Origin of the sequence: Psychrosphaera ytuae (assembly GCF_017638545.1) — a bacterium.
Taxonomy (GTDB): Bacteria; Pseudomonadota; Gammaproteobacteria; order Enterobacterales; family Alteromonadaceae; genus Psychrosphaera; species Psychrosphaera ytuae.
On sequence record NZ_CP072110.1, the window covers coordinates 1499472 to 1520903 of the forward strand.

A 21432-nucleotide genomic window follows, 5' to 3' on the forward strand; every position below is an offset into this window, starting at 1 on the left:
TAGCAACCTTCTTAATTGTTTCTTTGAGCCAAGTCAGCCATTAAACCGGCTACGTAGCTTCGCTCATCATAGTCAAACACCTGTTGACCAATAATCTGGTAGGTCTCGTGACCTTTACCCGCGATTAATACTGCATCACCTGGCTGAGCGTGTTCTAACGCCCATTGAATCGCCAATTTGCGATCGTATTCAATATGGTGCGCATCGGGGCTATCAAAGCCTTTGATAATATCATTAACAATCTGTTCTTGGCTTTCTGTTCTTGGGTTGTCATTGGTCACAATGACACTGTTTGCGTACTTTTCAGCCACTTTAGCCATCATTGGACGTTTGCTTGTATCGCGATCGCCACCACAGCCAAAAACAAGCAATAAGTTGCCATCAAGGTGCGCTTTAGCTGCCTTTAATGATGCTTCTAGTGCATCGGGAGTATGGGCATAATCTACGATCGCAATAGGTAAGTCGTCTTCGACAAACAACTCTAATCGGCCAGGAACTGGAACTAACTCAGTAAAACTCTGTGCCTCAAACGACCAGCCAGAAACGATAGCTGTCGCAAAAACCGCTGCAATATTAGCGGCGTTAAAAGTCCCATAAAGCGGTAAGTTAAGAACACTGGTTTCTTTAGCACCGTCGATTTGCCACTCAAGTTCTATTTGTAAACCGTAAGTATGGCATTCGACTTTTTTAATCCAGACGTACTCGGCAAACGCGAGGGTTTGTTTGGTTTCACCAACGGCGATCACACGTTGTTCAATAGGCAGTAAGTCGGTCAGTTTTAACCCATACTCATCATCAATATTGATCACCGAATTAGCAGGTCTAAAGTCTGTGAACAACTTTGCTTTTTCAGCAAAATATTGTTCCATCGTGCCGTGATAATCGAGATGTTCATGGCTCAGGTTAGTAAAAATTGCAGTTTCGAATTCAACACCTGCAACTCGACCTTGGGCTAAGGCATGTGATGATACTTCCATAGCGACCGCCATATAATCATGGCGAGTGTCTTGTCGAAACTCAGCCATCAATCGATAAACATCAGTTATTCCGGGTGTCGTATTAGCTGACGGTACTAAGGCTTGGTAATATCCTGTGCCCATAGTACCAATGACTGCACAGCTTTTTGACGGTGATAAATCGTCATTGCTTTTGCTCAAATCTGCAATTTGCGCCAATAAATGGGTAATGGAAGTTTTGCCATTGGTCCCTGTCACGCCTATTACCGGCAAAGGCTGTGATTGATTTGATTCACCCGAAAAATAAAACGATTGGCAAAGTGAGCCCAATAAATTTCTAAGCGCAGGAACCTCTACGAACAAAACATCAGAATTAACATTATTTGGTGCTGGCGTATAGTCACAAGCGGCGTCAACCAACACTGCGCCTGCGCCATTTTGAATCGCCGCATCGATAAAATCAGCGCCGTTTAAATCGTGTCCTGCTAAAGCAACAAACACGTCCCCTTGACGGATTTGACGGCTGTCTTGTAACAAACGACTCGATACGACATCTTCGTTACTTTGAATAGGATTATTAACGGCGTCACCTGATGCTCCAAGAGCTGCTAAGTGCGCCTTTAAATGCTGAGCAATTTCGTTGCTGTTAGTTAACGTCTTCATGCTTTTGCCTTATATCCGCTAACTGAATCTTTTTGTCTCCGGCTGCATCCGGTGCCACGTTTAACATACGCAGGGTTTCTTGCATTATTTTGCCAAAGGTCGGTGCAGCCGTTTCACCACCGTAATAGTAGTCACCTTTAGGATCATTGATCACAACTACAACCGCGACTTTAGGGTCAGAAACAGGACCAACACCGGCAAACGTATTCACATAGTCATGACCATATCCACCTGCAGTGGCCTTTTGGCTAGTGCCGGTTTTGCCAGCCACGCGATAACCGCGAACAATCGCGTTTTTACCCGAGCCATCTTCACTCACTACGCTTTCCATCATGTTTAACACGTTATAAGCAACGTCTTGAGAAATAATACGCTCTGATGGCTTTTCAACATCGGTCTTGATAATAGATAAAGGTCGACTGATACCGCCGGCACCAAGCGTCGTATACATTCTTGCTAATTGAGCAGCAGTGACAGAAATACCGTATCCAAATGACAAACTGGCAATTTCAGAGTCAGACCAACGGCGGCGGTCATTAAACAATCCGGTACTCTCACCAACCAAATCAATACCACTTGAGTCCACTAAGCCCATGTCATAAAACAAGCCTAAAAATGATTCTTTTGGCGTTGACAGTGCAAGTTTGGTCGAGCCCATGTTAGACGAGTATTTTAAAACATCGGCCAAACTCAACAACCCGCGATTACGAGGGTCAGATACACGACGACCGCCCAAACGCATGTAGCCTGGTGAAGTATCTACTAAATCTAGAGTACCGTATGAGCCATATTCCAACGCATTGATCACCGACAGTGGTTTCATTGTAGAGCCAGGCTCAAAGGTGTCGGTAATTGCACGATTTCTAAATCGATGCACAGGCACGTTTGTTCGATTGTTTGGATTAAACGAAGGACTGTTTACCATCGCTAATACTTCTGCCGTCTCAATATCTACAACAATGGCGCTACCTGATGCCGCTTCAAAGGTTTGTACCGCTTTTTTCAATTCTTGATAGACTACCGACTGAATTCGTTGATCGATGGTTAATGTAATGTCTTGTGGTTCAGAGCCCTTTTGTTCTTCGATGATTTCGATTTCGCGGCCCTTGGCATCTTTGATGACCTTGCGTTTGCCTGGCGTACCTGTCATCCACTCATTGTGACGAAGTTCAATACCCTCAATGCCTTGACCATCAATGTTGGTAAAACCCACTACGTGAGCGGTAATTTCGCCGGCAGGATAATAACGCTTTGACTCTTCACGCAAACGAACGCCCGGAATTCGCAACTGCTGAACATAGTCAGCAACGACAGGATTGGTTTTGCGCTTGAGATAAATAAATCGTTTGTCGTGGTTATTAGTGATACGAGCTAACAGTGCTTGCTCACTCATTTGTAAGACTTTAGCCAGTGCCTTCCAACGGACATCAGTTTCAAATTCTGGGTATTCAAGTACGCGCTTAGGGTCAGCCCAAATGGTTTGAACCGGCACGCTTACTGCCAATTCATTGCCATTTCGGTCCATGATCATGCCGCGCTGCACCGACGACTTTTTAACTCTGACCGTACGGTTGTCACCTTCTTTAATCAGGCGTTCGGGTTGAATAATTTGCAGGTAAGCCGCTCGAGTAACCACCGAGCCAAAAACCAATACTAAGCAAGCGATGACAAATTGAAAACGCCAGCGATTCATGGTTGGTTTGGTTTTTTGTTTGGCGTGAATGTTCTTTTTTGAGGATTTTTGGACAGACGAAGCCTGTGCCCCTTTTTTGGTGCGTTTGGTTGCCGATTTGTTTTGCTTTTTACGCTTTTCGTTCAACCAGTCCTTCATGGCAAGGTTACCACCACCTCTTCCTCAGTTGTTGGGCGACTCATCCCTAATCGTTCACGGGCAATTTGCTCGACACGGCTGTGTTCGGCTAACGCACGTTGTTCCAATAACAGGTGGCGCCAATGGACATCTATGTCATCTCGTTGTTGTAACAAGACATCCTGTTGGATCACCATCTGTCTGTTTAACTGTGCCCAGTGCACCACGGCCGTGGCCGCGGCAACATTGAGCAGCAGAAGCCCCACTGTAAGTGAATACTTACGTATGTCTTTTAGAATTAAACCTGCTAACTGAGTGTCGACGACATTTTTTATTGTTATGTTCATTGCGACAATCTTTCAGCAATTCTCAAGACGGAGCTGCGCGCACGGCTATTGCTAGCGATTTCTTGTTCCGATGGCTTAATCGCTTTGCCTATCGGTTTAAGTGTTTTACCTTTGTTAAGCTCTTCATCCGTCACAGGTAAACCACGCGGCACTTGTTTGCCTTGGCTTTGCTTGCGAATAAACTGCTTAACAATGCGGTCTTCTAAAGAGTGAAAGCTAATCACGGACAAACGTCCTTCAGGCTTTAACACTTGCAGCGAAGACTCTAATGCTTTTTCAATTTCCACCAGCTCGCTGTTGATATAAATTCGGATCCCTTGAAAGGTACGCGTTGCTGGGTGTTTCTTTTCAACCTTGCTCTTTGGCACGGTCGACGCCACTAAAGTGGCTAAATCTGTCGTCGTTAATAACGGAGACTCGTCTCGCGTGTTCACGATTTTACGGGCAATTTTGCGGGCAAACTTTTCTTCGCCGTAGTTTTTGAGGGCAAAAACGATGTCATCTTCGTCTGCTTTGGCTAACCAGTCCGCCGCAGAAATACCGCGAGTAAAGTCCATTCTCATATCCAGAGGGCCTGGCTTCATAAAACTAAAACCACGATCTGCCTCATCTAATTGAGGAGATGAAACCCCAAGATCCATTAAGATCCCGTCAACCTTACCGACTACATCGTGCTTTTCCGCCACCGCAAGTAATTCAGAGAATGGTGTATGTTCAATCGTGAAGTTACTCACATCAGCAAAACGCTTCGCGGCTTCAATCGCGGTAGGATCGCGGTCGATTGCAATCAATCGGCCTTCAGAATTGAGTTGTTGAAGAATATGAGAAGAGTGACCACCACGGCCAAATGTGCAATCTATATAAATGCCGTCCGGCTTAATCGCTAAGCCGTCAATAGATTCTTGTAATAATACCGATACGTGTGCTGTCATCTTGCTGTCGCTTTATGCTTTGGTCGATTAAAACGAAAAGTCTTTTAATCGATCGGTTAATTCGTAATTACCTGCCAGCTCAGTTTCCATGTCTTCTTTCATCTGAGCTTGCCACTGCGTTTCAGACCACATTTCGAATTTGTTTAACTGTCCGCTCAAAACCACCGATTTTTCTAAGTCAGCATGCTGACGTAACTGAGCAGGTACTAAAATACGTCCCGACTTATCCATGTCGACCTCGTGAGCGTTGCCTAATAACACGCGTTGAACACGGCGCTCATGAGGGTTCATCGAAGAAAGTTGACGCAACATAGCCTCGACGTCTTCCCATTCAATCAATGGATACAACAACAAACACGGCTGATGTAGATCAACAGTACAAACCATTCTACCTTCAGACTCAGACAGCAAAACCTCTCGGTATCGAGTAGGAATCGATAACCGACCTTTGTTGTCTAAAGATAAAGTGTTCGCTCCGCGAAACATGCTGGCTCCGTATTGTGGTTATTATTTCCACCAAATTATTGGGTGTGAGATCCAATTTATCCCACAATTTCCCACTAATTCACAATTTAAGCCGTTAAACAACCTAAAGTCAAGCAAAGAAACGGCAATAAATTGCCGCCTAATCCAATAGAAATAAGGGATTTAAATAAGGTAATGAAAAATGTGGGGAAAAGTGGGGAAAAAAGATCAATTTTTGATCTTAAAAACAGTCTTCAGTGGTGTTTGAGCACAAAAAAACGAGCCCAGTTTAACCTGCGCTCGTTTTCTTTTTAATTGATTTAGAAACTGACGGTCGTTGTGGTTTGGCTCGTCACTTCTACTGTTAAAACATCTGCATCTAATGTTGTACCATCTGCAGATGACGGTATTGCAAAACCATCATATTGAATATTGTCGTCAACATCCGTTCCGCAATTTAGTGCAAGCTGATAGCTACCCTGCTCAATAAAACCAATGGCAAACGAGCCATCCGTCGCGACGACTGTCGATGCCAGTGGAATCGATGCAGTGATTGGATCTGCAGGAGCCACAAAGTCTGGATCTTCAGGGTCAAACAGATCACCGTATTCAGTGGCCGTTTCGTCATATAGATAAACCGTGCATTGACCTAAGTTTGTTAAGCCTGCCGATACGGTTCCTTCAATACCACCGTAAAGACTTACAACTCGAACGCCGTTCGGTTTAATAATATAACCGTTGTTGTTATTGGCATTACCTCGTTGAACTAGTGATTTTCGCAAATCAAATTCTACTGTGTAAGCTGGTGTATCGCCTACTTGAACCGCAGTCTCGACAACAGCAAACGCACCTAATCTCAGGCGGCTACTAGGTACCTTAATAGGGTGTTCGGTTGCGTCATTGTCTAATAAAACGTAGGAGCCAGCATCAACCACATTTAACTCTAACTCATATTCACCTGGAGTTAATTCAACTCCTTGGCTTTCATCTATGATCTTAAGTTGCTGTGTTCCTTGGTAACTAAGCAGGTCAACTTTTATGGTCTGTACAACTTCGTCTTGCTCGTTGGTGAATGTATCTATGGTCGTCGTATTCTCGCTGCCCTCGGCTGTGTCAATCAGGCTTATACTGTCGATTTCGATGAAGACTGATTCGGCTTCATCAACTGGAGCATCACTAACACCAAGTGAAAACGCAGCTTTAGATTCTGCATCCACCAAGCTTTGACCGTCATTAGAGTCAGAAGAGCTGCCACCGCAAGCCATAAGACTCGAAGTTAGAACTGCAAGAAGGGAAAGTTTAAATGAGCTTTTCATCGTTACACCTTTTGTTTGAGCACAATAAAGTAGATAGATGTTTAATATCTCAAGACATTAAAATCGATAGACTTTTTCTGCATCTGAAAAAATACTTTAGAATTGAAACCAAAACCAAAGTACGACTGCCCGTAGACAGTTTATCAATTGTAATTTTTGTAATGTAGCTCTTATGAGTCTAGAAGATCAGGTACAGGTTTTCAATTTGAGTAACCTAACGGTTCTCACTTCAATATCCCCTGCTCTATCGCACTCAGCACCGCTCGGGTTCGATCACGGACGCCAAGTTTAGCCAGAATGTTTGAAACGTGGTTTTTGATGGTGCCTTCTGATTTGTAGAGTGCCCCTGAGATTTCTTTGTTGGAATAACCGCACGCCATCAAACGCAGTACCTCAAGTTCTTTTTGGGATAGGTCGGTTTGACCGGCACTTGTGGCTTCGTAGCTAAATGTTGAACTTTGTGACTTCACACCTGCGACGAGGCGCTCTGTAATCGCCGGTTGAATTAAGGTCGCGCCGTTTTTTACCGATTCTATTGATTCGCATAACGTCTCGAGTGAGACATCTTTAAGTAAGTAGCCTTTGGCGCCCGCAGCCAAACCTTCTAATACGAGTTGGTGATCATCAAAGGTGGTTAAAATAATGACCGGAGGTGCATCAGCGTGGTCCTGCAATAGCTTTAATGTAGCGATGCCATCGACGTTAGGCATGGATAAATCCAGTAAAATCAAATCTACCTTGTGTGTAGCGAGTTGCTCTAATACTTGACTGCCATCACTGGCTTCGGCCACGACACAGACGTTATCTGAAAGCTTTAACAGGCTTTTGATGCCTTCTCTTACCAACATTTGATCGTCTACTAACAGTACATTAATCATCTGTATTCGTTCCTTCTTTTACTTGCGGCTGTACCGCAGACTGCAATAGATGATGTGATTGCTGTGGCAGGGTCATTTCGACTCTAAATTGGCCATCCTGAATTGCTACATCAAGGTCACCTTGATAGTTAGCCAAACGCTCTTTCATTCCTGTTAAACCGTTGCCTAATCTAACACTCTCACTTTTCTCAGCTTGAGTGCCTGACTTGTGCTGATGACCATCGTCAGTAATGACAAGTTTAATCTGTTGTGCCGATTGTTGGCAGTCGATGGAAACCTGTTTGGCTTGACCGTGTTTGACAGCGTTGGTGACACATTCTTGTATACACCTGAGTAAATCATGGAGCAGTTCGATGTTGTCCTGTGGCAGGCTATCGCCTTTGACTTGGATTTCTAAATCTGGAAATGACGCGGCTATCAAAGCTATGGCTTTGCTCAAATCCAACGACTGGTTATCGCGAATTGTGGATACCGCTTCGCGCACGTCACTTAACAGTAACTTGGCAAGCAAGTAACTTTGCTCCACAGGCTGCTTGAGCTCGGCAGTAGGCTTGTTGGCACTTATCATGTGACTGGCCACCTGCAAATTAATATTCAGTGCGGTGAGGTGATGGCCTAATAAATCGTGTAGCTCTCGGGCAATTCGAGTGCGTTCTTGTACCTTGGTGGATTCGGCAAGTAATTCTCGAGTCGCCTGTAGTTCGGTGTTGAGGGCGTTAGCTGCGGCCGTAGCCTGTTCTGCGCGTTTAGTTTGAAGGCTCATCATCAAAGCAAAGATATGAAACGAGTAGTACAAAAACGCACTATAAAAAGCGCTGCGCTGCTCCCAAACAATGCCATAGACACTAAACCAAGTGATCACAACTAACGTGGTAACAAAAATGGCTTGTTTAGCGGTAAAAAAGGACAGCGAAACCGCCGCCCATATAATGGTTAAAATAGGCAGAAAATCCAGCGGCAACATCCACAAAATCGCAAATGCACAGCCCAACTGAACGGTAAAACACAGAGCTTGAGCTCGACGACTTAATCGACCATTAAAATCTCGAGTCGCCCCCAAAAAAGCCAGCAAATAACCGACAAATGCAATGATGATATAGGCCAAATCCGCCTGAATCGCAGGAGCCGCGTTTTCCATCATTTTCATCGCGATAGCAAACACAACGCCCCACGTAATGACGCCTACACTTTCGTGTAACTTAAAATCGAACCACTTGTTTTGCATTGCTTTTTCTACTCCATGAAACCCCAAAGCATTATGTCAAACAATCAGTTACAGCTAAATAGGCCAAAAGTCATATTTTTTAATCGTGACTTTGGGCACTGTTTTAACCAACCCCTTCTACCTAAAGTAGTCAGCATCAACAAAACAAAGGAAGACATCATGTTAGAACTTATTCATATGACTGCGTTGGTCGTACATATTGCGATAGGAAGTGTAGCGCTGATCATTTTTTGGTTACCCATTATTGAGAAAAAAGGCAGCGCCTTTCACAAACGTTCGGGTCAATGGTTTGTTTGGGGAATGACCGCAGTTTCGCTGAGCGGTATTTTAATGTCGTCGCTCGTGTTTATTGATCCCCTGGCGATTCGAGATCCTCAAGGGCTCATGACTTTGACTCAAGCCAACCAAGCTGTTGAAGTGGGTCGCTCATCCTCTGCGTTTTTGTTTATGTTGTCGTTTTTGGTGCTTTGTACCACTCGTCAATCGTCGCTGGCGCTTGTCGCAAGAGCCAACCGTGATGTACTAAAGACCCCACTGCATTTATTTTGTATCTGTATGTTGGTCGTTTCCGCTTTTTATGTGGGCTATGTTGGACTTCAACGCACGAGTATGTTGTACGAAATATTTAGTGTCCTTTCCATTGTTTCAGCGCTGGGTATGCTTCGATATATCTACAAAAGAGACCTTAAAAAATCAGAGTGGATCATCGAACACCTCACTAACATCGTTGCATCGGGCATTGCAGCTTACACCGCGTTTTTTGTATTTGGTGGTCAGTCGTTTTTGAACCATCTCGTTCCAGGTGACTATCAAATTTTGTTTTGGATTATGCCGGGCGTAATCGGCGCGACGATTTCGCGAACTTTTGCGGTCAAATACAGAAAACAGTATCGTGTTGCTTAACAAGCTAAGCACGCACATTCGACAAACAAAAAGTAGATAAACGACACCCCCTATTTTTAACAGAAAAGGAACACAAAAATGATTGATTGGATAAAGCTTTTTATAACCAGCGTGCTTGTTTTACTCGTTTTGCTTATTGCCATTATTTTACCGTCGCCATCGCAAGCAAGTCAGACGGAAACCAAGCAGCCACCAATAACGCAGCCACTGGTGCAGGTTCAAACCCTGATCACTAACAATCAATTGCAACAAGCAAATACCCTAATAGATGATTTATTAAAAGATGACCCCGACAACACCGACGCCTTATATTGGAAAGGAGTAGTCAGTGGTTACCAAGCCAAACAAGCGTCTATTTTTAAGGCCGGCGCCTTTGCCAAACAATCCAGACGCGCGTTTGAAAAAGCCCTTGAGGTAGACGCCACATACGTAGCGGGCTACCAAGGTTTGATCGGGTTTTATTTAGATGCCCCCGCTATTGCCGGCGGATCAGCTAAAAAAGCTCAACAACTCGCCGAGCAACTCAAAGCCTTCGCGCCTCTTGAAGGGGCACTGAGCTTGTTGCGAGTCGCTCAATATCGAGAAAATGAAGAACAAATAGAGCATTACATCAGTCAACTAGAGCAGTCTTTTCCGAGCTCCCCTCAAGCTCAATTTGCGGTTGGATTTTATTTTCAAGACTTAAAAAACTATGACAAAGCCTACCGTGCGTTTAAACGAGCAACGAACCTCGACGACAGCGCAGCCTCCACGGGCTATATATCAGACCAGCAACAAGGAGCCATACAAAGCGCCATACAAAGCGCTCTGTATCAATTGGGTCGCAATGCAGTGTTTTCAGAAAAGCACCTTGAAGATGGCATCAAGGCGATGAAACGATATTTGGCCCTCGAGCAGCTGCCGGACTTACCGAGTAAAACGTGGGGTCAATATCGACTGTCTCAGCTCTATGTTTTAAACCAACAACCGCAAGCGGCCAAACAAACCTTGTCTGTACTTCATGAGGCCTTATTGGCGGAAGAGCACAACCAAGACCGAGAGCTATTAAAATTGGTCAAGCGCAGTTTAAAAACACTGTAACCATTGACAATTCACTTAAAGACTCTGCAAACGCTTAGCCCAGTTACCACCATGCTGGGCTTGGCAGCGAGTCTCAGTATCAAAGATAATTTGCTTAGCAGGCTTGTTAAAGGTGATTTTTAGCTTGGCTAATGTCTGGGTAATTTGAGTTTGGATCTTGTCCGTTGTCCCCGACTGTTTGGCTTTAGTTAAGCTTTCATCGTCGCAAAATACGCACACGACGCGCAAACTTTCAGGAAAGCGATTAAAGTTAACCACATGAGTTAGCCACTCAAAACCCTCGATTTGTTCGAGTCGGGATTCGCATAACTCAGTGAGTGTTTGTCTTATTTGGTTATCGAGTTTTTTGTCGGATTTTTTCATGTTACAGCCGGTTGGAGGAATTCAATTTGTTTGCAAAGTTTAATTTATTGGCAAGCGGGCCTTGTGCGCCAAAACAGTTTAACATAGGCCACATTGGTTAACAGACAGTTAAAAAGATCACAATAAACCTATGGCAAAACCTCGCTCTAAAGCGCCGACCAAATCCATCGATATATTTTGCAAACAATGTCAGCAGCCACTTTTTAAATACAAAAAAGGCGGCAAAGGTGCATTGGTCAAATGCTTCAAAGAGCGCATCACCAAAGACTTTACCGTGACACCTTGTGTATGCCCAAACTGTGACGCAGTATTTGCTCGTGAAACTCTTATCAGAGGTGCCCCCGCCTACAAATTCATAGGCGGGAAGGTCTGGTTTAAGTAGCTTTATTTTACTTATGGTTTGGACTTGCTATCAGGAGTCATTGAGGTCAATCTTTGTATTGCACTGACCACCAGCTCAGGATCAGCAATATGCAAATGATGGCGCTCAGATTCTGAATAAATTATCTCGACGTTACTCGACAGCTTACTGAATTTTGAGTCTGCACTGTCCCATAACTCTGTCATAGGTTGAGCGATCTCAGCTGGCACATGCGGCGGATCAAAACGCTTATTTTTCGGCTTAGAGCGAAGCACAATTACAGGCTTGTTGCCAAAAGATTGGGCATCTTTTAATAAATGATAGCTGGCTACATGGTCGACTTTTTCAGGTACTTTTTCAAAAAGCGGATCATTCACCGCCAACTCAAACTTATATTGCCCCATTAACCGTGCATTGTCTGATTGAAAATCCTTAGGCCAACGTGTCGCCATAGTATAAAAATAACCAAACACTGGTGGGTCAATCAGCACCGTACCCAAGACCTTATTTGGGAATTGCTTGTTGTACGAAGTAATGACGTACGACGCATAGGAACCACCCGCAAAATAATATGGAGCAGCTACGTCTGCGTTTTGTAACAGGGTATCAAGTCGAATCGCCATTTCATCTATCGTAAATGGCACTGGACCTTGCTCACTTTTGCCAAGGCCAGCGCGGTCATAAAGACATACGCGATAGTCGTCCTGAAGCTGCGCTATGTTGTTTTGCCAAACTCCATCCGAGCCCCAACGGCCAAAACCTTGTTCAAGAATTAGAGTCGGTAAATCGTCTTTTTCTGAAGGTCCAGGTTGATAGCACTCTAAATATAATTTAAAGCCGCCGACATCAAAGAGCCCGGAGCGATTGTGATCTACATTGGCTAAATCAGGCTTTGGCTGTGATGCCTTTAAGTCAAATACGACTGCGCACAACACGACTAAGAGAATTTGTAATAACTTCATTGAACTATCCTTGTTTTAGCTTTTAAGTTACTACATCAGAAAAAAACAATAATTAATAGTTTTTATCGATATATTTCAGACGCTTCTCAAAATCCTCACGGGCTTTTTCTGAGGGGTAATCACATTCATATTTGTTGTGAAAAAAAAGCGTTAAATGACATTGCACATCGGACAAAAACACCGTGTACCCATCAAAATCAGATGCCGCTTTGATGCCTTCGAGTTGATGACCGTCTTCGGTTTCCTTACCGTGCTCACGGACTTTTTCAAAAACCCGCAATAACATGTGTAAATCCAAATCGTTTTTCATATCCATCCTCTGCATGAAAGTAAAAAGTTACTTATGGGTGCTCTGATTGGAGTAAACCACTCCAACACAATAATAAATTCAATATAGACCAATACGTTACAAACCTAAATATGGGTTTGTTTTGAATAAAATTAGAGCGTTTAATCTAAAAAATCGATTTAGCTATTAATTTTGCATTTTCAAAAACGATAATCTGTACCAAAATGTTAACGGTATAGATATTTTTTCTATTAAAAATGTAATAAATAAGTAATTATTTCTTAACGAAAATAAAGTACAGTACGCTTGCCCTTAATAACAAAAAATAAAGCGAGCATATTATGAAAATTACATTAAGTATTTTCATTTTATTCATTTCCTTTGTTACTACAGCATCATCTACTCATTGCAGCCAATTTGGTTGTCCCTCTGGTGCTCCCTCTAGTAACGATGTTATTGAGCGTCCCATCTACAAATTGAGCAGTAATCGCTCGACCAAACTTGCAGATTGGGCAGCTTACCAAGTCACACCAATGACAATTGACGGTCCAAGTCGCTCGCGCACATGGAAAGCGGACCCGAATATTTTAAGCCGTTACACGCTTGAACCTTCAGACTACACGGATGCACACGCAGTAATTGGTACCGATAGAGGTCACCAAGTGCCGTTAGCCAGCTTTAGTAATACTGATTACTGGCGCGACACCAATTATCTGTCAAACATCACTCCACAGTCCTCAGATCTTAACCAAGGTCCTTGGGTACGACTTGAAACCGCAGTTCGCAATTTTGTTCGAACTGGTCAATCGGTTTATGTCGTCACTGGTCCTTTGTATGAGTTTTTTTGGGCTTCTCTACCAAAAGCAAACGAAAAACACACCGTTCCATCTGGCTATTTTAAAGTCGTGGCAACGGTCAGTAGTTCGGGCTGGGTAGAGGCTTCGGCGTTTATCATGTCGCAAAACAGTGCCCGCAGCACTTATTACTGCAGCACTGAAGTCACGATAGATGAGGTGGAGCAAAGAACCGGTCTTAATATTCTTCCCTCGTTACCTTCTTATAAAGCGACGGCAGTGGAAGCAAATATTGGCGGACTTTCGAGAGAGCTAGGTTGTTAATTAAAACAATCTAGCTTTTTTTTTACCTGAAGAAACTGAGTCAGTCCCAACACTAAAACTACAAGGGACGGCTCTCAAATAAAAAGATAATAAATATGTCTTATTTAAATAAAAAGAACGCGTTGGCTGTTATTGCAGCTGCGTCATTCATGGTCTCAAACGTTGCAAATGCAGAAGCCCCTGCCGGTTATTACAACTCGGTAGACACCACTAACGCAACAACTCTTAAAGCAACCCTACACGCGATCATCGACGATCATCAGCGTTTCCCTTATACATCTAGTTCGACTGATACTTGGGATATTTTGGAAGCAGCTGATCAAGATCCTGACAATCCTAATAACGTCATCGATATTTATCGCAATGCGAGCTACCCAAAAGCGGGCGGTGGTAACACCAATTACAACCGTGAACACAGCTGGCCAAAATCATATGGCTTCCCTAGTGACGGAAGCTCTAACTATGCTTATACCGATGCGCACCACTTGTTTATCGCGGATAGCAGCTACAACTCAAGCCGCAGTAACAAGCCTTATGCTAACTGCACCACAGGTTGTACTGAAAAAGTAACACTAGCCAATAATGGTCGCGGTGGTTCGTCAGCCGAATCAAACTGGACTGAAGGTTCGTTTGCTTCTGGTTCATGGCAAACTTGGAATGGTCGTAAAGGTGATGTCGCACGTGCATTGATGTACATGGCAGTTCGCTATGAAGGCGGAACTCATGGTGTGACAGGTGTGTCTGAACCTGACCTTATCCTTACTGACGATCGTGTTTTGATTGAACAATCAAACCAAGGTGTCAACATTGACGTTGCTTACATGGGCTTAAAGTCAGTGTTACTTCAATGGCACAAAGACGATCCGGTTGATGCCTTTGAAATGCGTCACAACGATGTCGTTTTCAGCCACCAAGGTAACCGTAACCCATTTGTTGATCACCCTGAATATGTAAGCTGTGTATTTGAATCACAGTGTTCTGGTTTAGGTGGCGGTACAGGTGGTGACACGACGGCACCTTCAACGCCTTCAGGCTTAACAGCCATGGGCGGCAACGGTACTATTAACCTGACTTGGAATACCAATAGCGAATCAGACTTAGCGGGCTACAATGTATACCGCAGTGATACCGCAAACGGCACTTACATTAAAGTGAACAATGGTTTGGTTAACACCTCTATGTTTGATGACAGCAACCTATCTGCAGCAACGACTTATTTCTACAAAGTAAGCGCGGTTGATACTAGTGGTAATGAGTCAGCTCAAACAAGCTCTGTGTTTGCTACAACAGACGAAGGTTCTACACCAGCAGCTGGTCTAGCTTGGATCAATGAATTTCACTACGACAATGCGAGTACTGACGTAAATGAGTTCGTTGAGATCGCAGGTACTGAAGGGACTGATCTTACAGGCTGGCAGGTAATTGCATACAACGGCAGCAATGGTGAATCTTATAAAACGGTTACATTAAGCGGTACGTTAACGAATCAGAGCAATGGCTTTGGTTTTTATAATGTGAGCTTTTCTGCAATGCAAAACGGCGGCCCTGACGGGTTAGCATTAGTGAATGCAGCAGGTGAAGTCGTTCAGTTTATCAGCTACGAAGGCACTATGACGGCAACTAATGGTCCTGCTGCAGGTCAAACTTCAACGGACGTAGGCGTTGCTGAAACAACTTCTACTCCTGTGGGTTATTCACTTCAGCTAACTGGCACAGGCAGTCAATACAGCGATTTCGTGTGGACAGGTCCTCAGACTGACTCTCCAGGTTTGGCGAACTCTGGCCAAAGCTTTATTGGTGCTGCGCCTGTGAATCAAGCGCCTGTTGCAAGCTTCACATCTAACTGTACAAACCTGACGTGTAACTTCAACGCTAATGCTAGCTCAGATTCAGACGGTTCTATCGTTGCATTTGACTGGTCATTTGGTGATGCCAAAACATCAACTGGCCCAGCCGTAACCAACAACTATGCTACTGCAGGTGATTACACTGTCACATTAACTGTTACCGATAACCAAGGTGCAACGGATGTTGTATCACAAACAGTAACAGTTACGGCTCCAGTTGTTGTTCCGTGGATCAATGAATTCCACTACGACAACAGTGGCAGTGACCGCAACGAGTTTGTTGAGATCGCTGGAACGGCAGGTACTGACTTGTCTGGTTGGAAAGTTGAGGCTGTAAATGGCAGCAACGGCCAAGTTTATATGACGATCAACCTATCTGGTAGCATCGACAATGAACAAAGTGGTTATGGTGCAGTTGGCTTTACAGCGACTGGATTACAAAACGGACCAGATGGTTTGGTTTTGGTTAATAACCTAGGTGAAGTGGTTCAGTTTATTAGTTACGAGGGAACTATAACTGCTAACAGTGGTGCTGCAGCTGGTATGTCTTCGACAAATATCGACGTGAACGAGACTTCTTCTACAAACAGAAATCACTCGTTACAGCTAAAAGGTACTGGTCGATTGGCAGATGACTTTAACTGGTCATCACCTGGCTCAGCAAGCCGTGGTTCGTTGAACTCAGGTCAATCAATTAACTAATCCTAGCCAGTTAATGTAATCGGGCATTTATCTCATAGGGCTTTTTGCCCTGCAGTTAAATGCAGATATTTAAATTTTATTAAGGGCCGGGTTAGAACATCCTTGTGACTAACCCAACTAAGCCCGTTGCTCAGCGCAACGGGCTTTTTTATTACTTTATTTATCAATTGTTTTATCGCACTCTAGGCTTAAGCTATTTGAATTATTGGAGCCTAAGAATGAACAAACAGGCCGTATTTGCGTTATCAATATTGTTATTAAGCCCAACACTTTGGGCGGACACGGGCAGTAAACTGTTAGCTACAGGTGGTATTACTAGTTTTGAGGGCAGTGCTGGAGGTGGGATCACTCCTTGGGCATTAATAGCCGGTTATGCAAGCCAAGAAGAAGTTAATGCAACCGCTAATGTCCAGCGATTAGATGTAGGTGAATATCAACTTTCTACCTATGGTGCTGCGGTAGGAGCCTATGACCGCTTTGAATTTTCTCTTCAAAAGCAGTCTTTGGATGTTTCTTCTGGTGTTGTTACCAATGTTTTTAACGCCGTTACCGGCGGCCCCACTCCAGCGCTCATTGCGCCTAGCACCAAAATTGAACAAACCATTATAGGGGCAAAATACAAGTTGTTTGGCGATGCGATTTACGATGCCAACCCATTTTTGCCACAAGTTTCTGTTGGCATTCAATACAAAACCAACAACAGCTTTGACAATTCACTCGCACTTTATAACGGTGCAATCCCTGCACCTAATACTGGCGTGCCTATGTTATTGGGGGCTAAAGAAGGCTCTGGCACTGACGTTTACGTATCAGCCACTAAAGTCTGGTTGGGATTAGCAAATGGTAAAAACGTGTTATTAAACGCGACCGCTCGATATTCAAAAGCCAATACATTTGGTCTTCTGGGGTTTGGCTCAGCGACTGATGATAGCTACGAACTAGAGTGGGCGGCAAGTTTGGCTATGTTCACAGGTACTAACACCATAGTTGGTATGGAAGTCAGACAACAGGCCGACCGTTTAGGTGGATTAGCAAGTACTGATACAGTGACTGACTTTTTTATCACTTACCTACCATCTAAAGAATGGTCCATCACTGCAGCGTATGTTGATTTGGGCAATCTACCCTTTCAACCAGACACTAGCGGCTTATATTTGAGTATCACGGCGAATTTATAATGAAATATCTCACACTCTTATTAATCGGAATCACATTGAGTGCTTGTACAAGCACTGCACAATTGCCAGCAAATAATAATTTATATGAAGAAATTGGCGGCCAACAAACGCTGTCAAAAGTCTTCGGGCTGGCGTTGACGCGAATATATAACGACCCTATTATCGGCCATCATTTTACGGGTGTGCCAAAGTCCCATTTGCGTAAACACTTGACTGCACAAACGTGTGAGTTGATTGGTGGCCCATGTGTTTATCAAGGAAAAGACATGGTTGATGTCCATACCGACCACAATATTACTGATAAAGAGTTTTTTATCTTAGTGGAATACGTCCAAGGCGCGATGCGTGACATTGGCCTAACGGTAGAACAAGAAAACCAAATTTTACAAAAACTGGCCCCTTTAAAAGGCCAAATTGTCTATCGATAGACAAGAGTGACGTATAGGGCGTGATGTTTCTAAAAAGAGGCGCTCACGCCATTTATCTTTCATTAAGTACGATAGACCGTCTTGATTAAGTGGAAGCCGAATTTCGTTTTTACTGGCCCGTGGACTTCGTACAAGTCCTTTTTGAATACCACATCATCAAAGGCTTTGACCATATCTCCTTGTTGAAACTCACCTAAGTCACCGCCTTTTTTACGGCTTGGACATGTCGAGTGTTGTTTGGCGAGTTGCTGAAAATTACCACCTTTTTTCAGTTTTTCCTTAATCTTTAACGCCTCTTTTTCTGTCTTTACAAGTATGTGGTAGGCCGACGCTCTCTTTTTAGGCATAAGTCGTATCTCTCAATGAATATCTATTGAGTGATTATAAAACGATGGGGTGAAATGCCCAACACTCTCTTTGACTATTCTAATTTCATCTTGCAAAATTACCGATTATAGGTCATTTTAAGTTTCGGTATCGGGAAATACCTGACGGAAAAAGTTCGTTAATCACGCTACTCTGTTTCTAGTTAATAATTTAATGAGGTACAACATTGACTACAGTTTACGTCACAGCTGACTGGACGTTTACGCCTGCGACATTGACGTTGAGGTATGTTAGTAGTGAAGAAGAAATCGTGTTAGATCCAAAAACCGCAAGGTTATTGGGTTATCTTTTGCGTTGCTATCCGCAGGTCTGTACCCGAGAAGATATTTATCAAGAGTTATACGGAATAGAGAACGCCCGTGCTGATGGTACGATCACAGCCTATGTGTCTAAACTTCGCAAGCTACTCGAAACGAACGTTGATGCCAAAGGGAAATACATAAAAACCATTCCCAAAACAGGTTATCAATTTGTCGCACCTCATAAAATTGACACTACCTTTTTATCAAAAGAATATCCCCATGAGCCTGATAAGCAGTCTGCAAACAATCAAAAGCTATCAGAGGCAAGTCCTTTAGCACTCAGGTATGACGAACAGGGTGATGGCCCCATTGGCCAGCTCAACCACTTACCGTTTGGCAAAAGTGCTGTTTATCTTGTTGTTACCCTCTTACTCTTGCTGTTTATTGTTGTTCAACTTGTCTACAGTTCGAACAACTCCCAAGAACATGGTAATACTACTCATATCAGTCACGAGCTAAGCAACAATGATTGGCGATTGATTCACGCTGAGAGTGGCATCAATCACTCAGTAGCGATTTCAGATGATAGTTTGTTTTTGGCTTACGTCAGTGCTCAACAAAATATAAATCGCCTATTTGTAAAAAGTGTATTGGCTGAGCAGCTCAATATCGTTTTTGAGTCTGCGTTAGAAAAGATTTATTCGCCTGCTTTTTCACCTAACGGCCAGCGCATTGCATTTGTCACAACCGGAGACAAATCATGTCGCCTCAACGTCATCGAACTAACTCTTAAAAGTCAATTAATACCAGGTAGTCACCAAGTCTTGGAAAACTGTGATCTTCAGCAGAAAAAAACGCCTGTTTCATTTTTAGATGACGATAACTTATTGTTCATCGCTAAGTCAGACAAATTTGAGTATGGCGCGTTGTCCATGCTCAATATTTCAACGGGTGAAATTAGGGAGATGGAGTCGCTTGTAACGTCTACAGCTAAGGCAGATAAATTTGCGGTGGATTACAACTTTGCGGTACATCGCCCAAACCAACAAGTTGCACTACTCAAACGCCTCAAAAATGGTTCGAGCGGCTTGTACTTAATACAACTCGACGAAAAGGAAATACATCACATCGTCACTATAGACGATTCGTTGACGGCCCTTGAGTGGCTCAACACCGAAAAACTAATTGTGATGAAACAAGGTCAACTACAACTCATCGACCTCGATAAAAAAGACATTCGTCCAGTTACCTTTGCGCAAGTGAAAGAGGTCTTAAAGCAAAGCAACTCTTAAGGGTTATTTCGTTGCTAACACAGCCCTATAATCAAGCTTCGATTTCTGACAGTAATTGTTCGCACCACGATGCGATACGCTCGTCGGTTTTTTCATATTGAGATTCGTCATCTAAAGCCAATCCAACAAAGTGGCTTTTATCTTCAGTTAGCGCTTTAGACCCTTCAAACTCATAATCCTCAGTGTTTGGCCAATAGCCTATCGGCTCAGCGCCCTGAGCAACCACTAAATCATGAAGCATGCCCACTGCGTCCTGAAACCACTCTGTATAACCAACTTGATCGCCTAAACCAAAAATACTCACCGTTTTTCCAGTTAAGTCGAGCGCTTCAACATCAGACCAATGACTTTCCCAATCTTCTTGTAATTCACCAAAGTCCCAGGTTGAAATACCTAATATCAACCAGTCAAAATTTAGCATCTCTACCAATGGTGTGTCTTTTATATTAAACATTTCGACGACAGGAGCATCAAACAGAGTATTGAGCTGCGTTTGAATTTTTTCGGCAGCCATTTCGGTATAACAAGTCGTCGAGCCATAAAACAAACCGATTTTCATTAATACTCCTATTCGGTAAAGTAAACACTAATTACAAGATGAGAATGCGGCGAGAGTTTATCAAACTTTTACTGACCAACTAAAGGTTCTTTCATCGCTCACTCTATTAACTTACGAATCGCGCGGCCAAAAGGAGTTATTTTTGAACGCACTCGACGCTGATAACAAGTCAATTATGACTATGTTCATAGACCATCTTTGGCTAGAAAAGGGTCTATCGGACAACACCTTAAGTGCTTACAAAAACGATTTGAGTAATTTTGCTGGTTTTCTATCGACGTTGAATACCAATATGCGCGAATGTACTGAATTGGATATTGAGGCATATTTGGCTTTTAGGGGGGAACAAGGGTTAAAGACTCGCAGTACCGCAAGGTGCTTAAGTGCAATTAAACGCTTTTATAAATACCTACTAGCCAACAAAATACGTACTGATAACCCGACGGCTCTGATCAAAGGCCCTAAATTAGCGCCACCCATTCCCAAATCTTTGTCAGAACAAGACATAGATAACTTATTGTCAGTCCAAAACTTAGACGACAGCTTGGAGTATCGAGACAGAGCCATGCTCGAGTTATTGTACGCAACCGGGTTACGCGTCACTGAGCTAGTTGGGTTAACAATGAGCGACATCAGTCTTCAACAAAACGTGGTGAGGGTAACAGGTAAAGGTGGAAAAGAACGTTTGGTTCCGATGGGAGAAGTCGCATCAGAATGGTTAGCTGACTACATAAAGTTGCATAGACCTGCTTTGTTAAAAGCACAATCTGATGTGTTATTTCCGTCTAAGCGCGGTACTCAAATGACCCGTCAAACGTTTTGGCATAGGATCAAATACTATGCGACGCTTGCAGGTATTCAATGCCACTTATCACCTCATACATTACGCCATGCGTTTGCAACTCATCTGTTAAATCACGGCGCCGATCTTAGGGTTGTTCAGATGTTATTAGGGCACAGCGATTTGTCGACTACACAAATATATACTCATGTCGCCAAAGAGCGCCTTAAAAGCGTGCATGCAGAACATCATCCAAGGGGTTAACCAGGTTATCTTTGGGTCACCTGTACTATTAACAGCATTAAGTTTTACGCTTAGAAACAAATTTTATAAATAAATTCACACAAT

The 21432-nt window shown here is 43.4% G+C and carries 22 protein-coding genes; 9 read left to right on the top strand and 13 right to left on the bottom strand.

The annotated features are described in order from the left end of the window. Window positions 1-11: 11 nt before the first annotated feature. The 8 genes from J1N51_RS06530 to J1N51_RS06565 all read right to left on the bottom strand — a co-directional run bounded on the left by J1N51_RS06530 (window position 12) and on the right by J1N51_RS06565 (window position 8592). The gene (locus J1N51_RS06530; RefSeq protein WP_208833124.1) at window positions 12-1619 is read right to left on the bottom strand and encodes a UDP-N-acetylmuramoyl-L-alanyl-D-glutamate--2,6-diaminopimelate ligase; all 1608 of its coding nucleotides are present in this window, start codon (window positions 1617-1619) and stop codon (window positions 12-14) included. Then, on the bottom strand, window positions 1603-3312 hold the full coding sequence (locus J1N51_RS06535) for a penicillin-binding transpeptidase domain-containing protein (RefSeq protein ID WP_232842891.1): 1710 nt from the start codon (window positions 3310-3312) through the stop codon (window positions 1603-1605). The genes J1N51_RS06530 and J1N51_RS06535 overlap by 17 nt, the downstream gene beginning before the upstream one ends. Window positions 3313-3446: 134 nt before the next feature. Then, complete coding sequence (ftsL, locus tag J1N51_RS06540) at window positions 3447-3776, bottom strand: cell division protein FtsL (protein WP_208833126.1); 330 nt, start codon at window positions 3774-3776, stop codon at window positions 3447-3449. Continuing rightward, window positions 3773-4708 carry a 16S rRNA (cytosine(1402)-N(4))-methyltransferase RsmH gene (rsmH, locus tag J1N51_RS06545; RefSeq protein WP_208833127.1) on the bottom strand — a complete coding sequence of 312 codons (936 nt, stop codon included), beginning with the start codon at window positions 4706-4708 and terminating at the stop codon, window positions 3773-3775. Before rsmH ends, ftsL begins: the two co-directional genes overlap by 4 nt. Before the next feature lie 27 nt (window positions 4709-4735). Continuing rightward, window positions 4736-5194, bottom strand: coding sequence for a division/cell wall cluster transcriptional repressor MraZ (mraZ, locus tag J1N51_RS06550; RefSeq protein ID WP_208833128.1), 459 nt, complete (start codon window positions 5192-5194; stop codon window positions 4736-4738). Window positions 5195-5493: 299 nt separating this feature from the next. Continuing rightward, window positions 5494-6489, bottom strand: a complete 996-nt coding sequence (locus tag J1N51_RS06555) for a DUF4382 domain-containing protein (RefSeq protein ID WP_208833129.1) — start codon at window positions 6487-6489, stop codon at window positions 5494-5496. A 224-nt stretch (window positions 6490-6713) separates the two neighbouring features. After that, the gene (locus J1N51_RS06560) at window positions 6714-7367 is read right to left on the bottom strand and encodes a response regulator (protein ID WP_208833130.1); all 654 of its coding nucleotides are present in this window, start codon (window positions 7365-7367) and stop codon (window positions 6714-6716) included. Then, entirely contained in the window at window positions 7360-8592 is a 1233-nt protein-coding gene (locus J1N51_RS06565) for a sensor histidine kinase (RefSeq protein ID WP_208833131.1), read from the bottom strand. The genes J1N51_RS06560 and J1N51_RS06565 overlap by 8 nt, the downstream gene beginning before the upstream one ends. 159 nt (window positions 8593-8751) lie before the next feature. On the opposite strand from J1N51_RS06565, the gene J1N51_RS06570 reads away from it, so the two are divergent. Further along, a complete protein-coding gene (locus J1N51_RS06570) occupies window positions 8752-9495 on the top strand; it encodes a hypothetical protein (RefSeq protein WP_208833132.1) in 744 nt (247 codons plus the stop codon). Between the two features lie 78 nt (window positions 9496-9573). After that, window positions 9574-10575 carry a tetratricopeptide repeat protein gene (locus J1N51_RS06575; RefSeq protein WP_208833133.1) on the top strand — a complete coding sequence of 334 codons (1002 nt, stop codon included), beginning with the start codon at window positions 9574-9576 and terminating at the stop codon, window positions 10573-10575. A gap of 15 nt (window positions 10576-10590) precedes the next feature. Here the strand turns inward: J1N51_RS06575 and J1N51_RS06580 are convergent, their stop codons facing one another. Beyond that, entirely contained in the window at window positions 10591-10938 is a 348-nt protein-coding gene (locus tag J1N51_RS06580) for a Fis family transcriptional regulator (RefSeq protein ID WP_208833134.1), read from the bottom strand. Between the two features lie 130 nt (window positions 10939-11068). On the opposite strand from J1N51_RS06580, the gene J1N51_RS06585 reads away from it, so the two are divergent. Further along, window positions 11069-11320 (top strand): hypothetical protein, encoded by a 252-nt coding sequence (locus tag J1N51_RS06585; RefSeq protein WP_208833135.1) that lies wholly within the window; start codon window positions 11069-11071, stop codon window positions 11318-11320. 11 nt (window positions 11321-11331) lie between these two features. On the opposite strand, the gene J1N51_RS06590 is transcribed toward J1N51_RS06585, so the two are convergent. Together J1N51_RS06590 and J1N51_RS06595 are read right to left on the bottom strand one after the other, a co-directional pair. Further along, the gene (locus tag J1N51_RS06590) at window positions 11332-12261 is read right to left on the bottom strand and encodes an alpha/beta fold hydrolase (protein ID WP_208833136.1); all 930 of its coding nucleotides are present in this window, start codon (window positions 12259-12261) and stop codon (window positions 11332-11334) included. Window positions 12262-12313: 52 nt separating this feature from the next. Next, window positions 12314-12571, bottom strand: a complete 258-nt coding sequence (locus tag J1N51_RS06595) for a DUF3081 family protein (RefSeq protein WP_208833137.1) — start codon at window positions 12569-12571, stop codon at window positions 12314-12316. Between the two features lie 320 nt (window positions 12572-12891). On the opposite strand from J1N51_RS06595, the gene J1N51_RS06600 reads away from it, so the two are divergent. The 4 genes from J1N51_RS06600 to J1N51_RS06615 all read left to right on the top strand — a co-directional run bounded on the left by J1N51_RS06600 (window position 12892) and on the right by J1N51_RS06615 (window position 17823). Beyond that, complete coding sequence (locus J1N51_RS06600) at window positions 12892-13668, top strand: DNA/RNA non-specific endonuclease (protein ID WP_208833138.1); 777 nt, start codon at window positions 12892-12894, stop codon at window positions 13666-13668. Window positions 13669-13763: 95 nt separating this feature from the next. Continuing rightward, on the top strand, window positions 13764-16217 hold the full coding sequence (locus tag J1N51_RS06605; RefSeq protein WP_208833139.1) for an endonuclease: 2454 nt from the start codon (window positions 13764-13766) through the stop codon (window positions 16215-16217). Between the two features lie 218 nt (window positions 16218-16435). Further along, a complete protein-coding gene (locus J1N51_RS06610) occupies window positions 16436-17395 on the top strand; it encodes a DUF3034 family protein (RefSeq protein ID WP_208833140.1) in 960 nt (319 codons plus the stop codon). Then, on the top strand, window positions 17395-17823 hold the full coding sequence (locus tag J1N51_RS06615) for a group I truncated hemoglobin (RefSeq protein WP_208833141.1): 429 nt from the start codon (window positions 17395-17397) through the stop codon (window positions 17821-17823). The genes J1N51_RS06610 and J1N51_RS06615 overlap by 1 nt, the downstream gene beginning before the upstream one ends. A gap of 62 nt (window positions 17824-17885) precedes the next feature. On the opposite strand, the gene J1N51_RS06620 is transcribed toward J1N51_RS06615, so the two are convergent. Then, a complete protein-coding gene (locus tag J1N51_RS06620; protein ID WP_208833142.1) occupies window positions 17886-18170 on the bottom strand; it encodes a peptidylprolyl isomerase in 285 nt (94 codons plus the stop codon). Between the two features lie 206 nt (window positions 18171-18376). On the opposite strand from J1N51_RS06620, the gene J1N51_RS06625 reads away from it, so the two are divergent. Further along, entirely contained in the window at window positions 18377-19744 is a 1368-nt protein-coding gene (locus J1N51_RS06625) for a helix-turn-helix domain-containing protein (RefSeq protein WP_208833143.1), read from the top strand. A gap of 31 nt (window positions 19745-19775) precedes the next feature. Here the strand turns inward: J1N51_RS06625 and fldB are convergent, their stop codons facing one another. Continuing rightward, complete coding sequence (gene fldB / locus J1N51_RS06630; RefSeq protein WP_208833144.1) at window positions 19776-20303, bottom strand: flavodoxin FldB; 528 nt, start codon at window positions 20301-20303, stop codon at window positions 19776-19778. A gap of 175 nt (window positions 20304-20478) precedes the next feature. Between fldB and xerD the strand changes: the two genes are divergently transcribed. Beyond that, window positions 20479-21348 carry a site-specific tyrosine recombinase XerD gene (gene xerD, locus J1N51_RS06635; protein ID WP_208833353.1) on the top strand — a complete coding sequence of 290 codons (870 nt, stop codon included), beginning with the start codon at window positions 20479-20481 and terminating at the stop codon, window positions 21346-21348. Window positions 21349-21432 lie beyond the last annotated feature (84 nt).

Bases quoted from the DNA above. Each gene is read 5' to 3' on its own strand.
- J1N51_RS06530 (WP_208833124.1), bottom strand. From the start codon at position 1,619: ATGAAGACGTTAACTAACAGCAACGAAATTGCTCAGCATTTAAAGGCG.
- J1N51_RS06535 (WP_232842891.1), bottom strand. From the start codon at position 3,312: ATGAATCGCTGGCGTTTTCAATTTGTCATCGCTTGCTTAGTATTGGTT.
- ftsL (WP_208833126.1), bottom strand. From the start codon at position 3,776: ATGAACATAACAATAAAAAATGTCGTCGACACTCAGTTAGCAGGTTTA.
- rsmH (WP_208833127.1), bottom strand. From the start codon at position 4,708: ATGACAGCACACGTATCGGTATTATTACAAGAATCTATTGACGGCTTA.
- mraZ (WP_208833128.1), bottom strand. From the start codon at position 5,194: ATGTTTCGCGGAGCGAACACTTTATCTTTAGACAACAAAGGTCGGTTA.
- J1N51_RS06555 (WP_208833129.1), bottom strand. From the start codon at position 6,489: ATGAAAAGCTCATTTAAACTTTCCCTTCTTGCAGTTCTAACTTCGAGT.
- J1N51_RS06560 (WP_208833130.1), bottom strand. From the start codon at position 7,367: ATGATTAATGTACTGTTAGTAGACGATCAAATGTTGGTAAGAGAAGGC.
- J1N51_RS06565 (WP_208833131.1), bottom strand. From the start codon at position 8,592: ATGCAAAACAAGTGGTTCGATTTTAAGTTACACGAAAGTGTAGGCGTC.
- J1N51_RS06570 (WP_208833132.1), top strand. From the start codon at position 8,752: ATGTTAGAACTTATTCATATGACTGCGTTGGTCGTACATATTGCGATA.
- J1N51_RS06575 (WP_208833133.1), top strand. From the start codon at position 9,574: ATGATTGATTGGATAAAGCTTTTTATAACCAGCGTGCTTGTTTTACTC.
- J1N51_RS06580 (WP_208833134.1), bottom strand. From the start codon at position 10,938: ATGAAAAAATCCGACAAAAAACTCGATAACCAAATAAGACAAACACTC.
- J1N51_RS06585 (WP_208833135.1), top strand. From the start codon at position 11,069: ATGGCAAAACCTCGCTCTAAAGCGCCGACCAAATCCATCGATATATTT.
- J1N51_RS06590 (WP_208833136.1), bottom strand. From the start codon at position 12,261: ATGAAGTTATTACAAATTCTCTTAGTCGTGTTGTGCGCAGTCGTATTT.
- J1N51_RS06595 (WP_208833137.1), bottom strand. From the start codon at position 12,571: ATGAAAAACGATTTGGATTTACACATGTTATTGCGGGTTTTTGAAAAA.
- J1N51_RS06600 (WP_208833138.1), top strand. From the start codon at position 12,892: ATGAAAATTACATTAAGTATTTTCATTTTATTCATTTCCTTTGTTACT.
- J1N51_RS06605 (WP_208833139.1), top strand. From the start codon at position 13,764: ATGTCTTATTTAAATAAAAAGAACGCGTTGGCTGTTATTGCAGCTGCG.
- J1N51_RS06610 (WP_208833140.1), top strand. From the start codon at position 16,436: ATGAACAAACAGGCCGTATTTGCGTTATCAATATTGTTATTAAGCCCA.
- J1N51_RS06615 (WP_208833141.1), top strand. From the start codon at position 17,395: ATGAAATATCTCACACTCTTATTAATCGGAATCACATTGAGTGCTTGT.
- J1N51_RS06620 (WP_208833142.1), bottom strand. From the start codon at position 18,170: ATGCCTAAAAAGAGAGCGTCGGCCTACCACATACTTGTAAAGACAGAA.
- fldB (WP_208833144.1), bottom strand. From the start codon at position 20,303: ATGAAAATCGGTTTGTTTTATGGCTCGACGACTTGTTATACCGAAATG.
- xerD (WP_208833353.1), top strand. From the start codon at position 20,479: ATGACTATGTTCATAGACCATCTTTGGCTAGAAAAGGGTCTATCGGAC.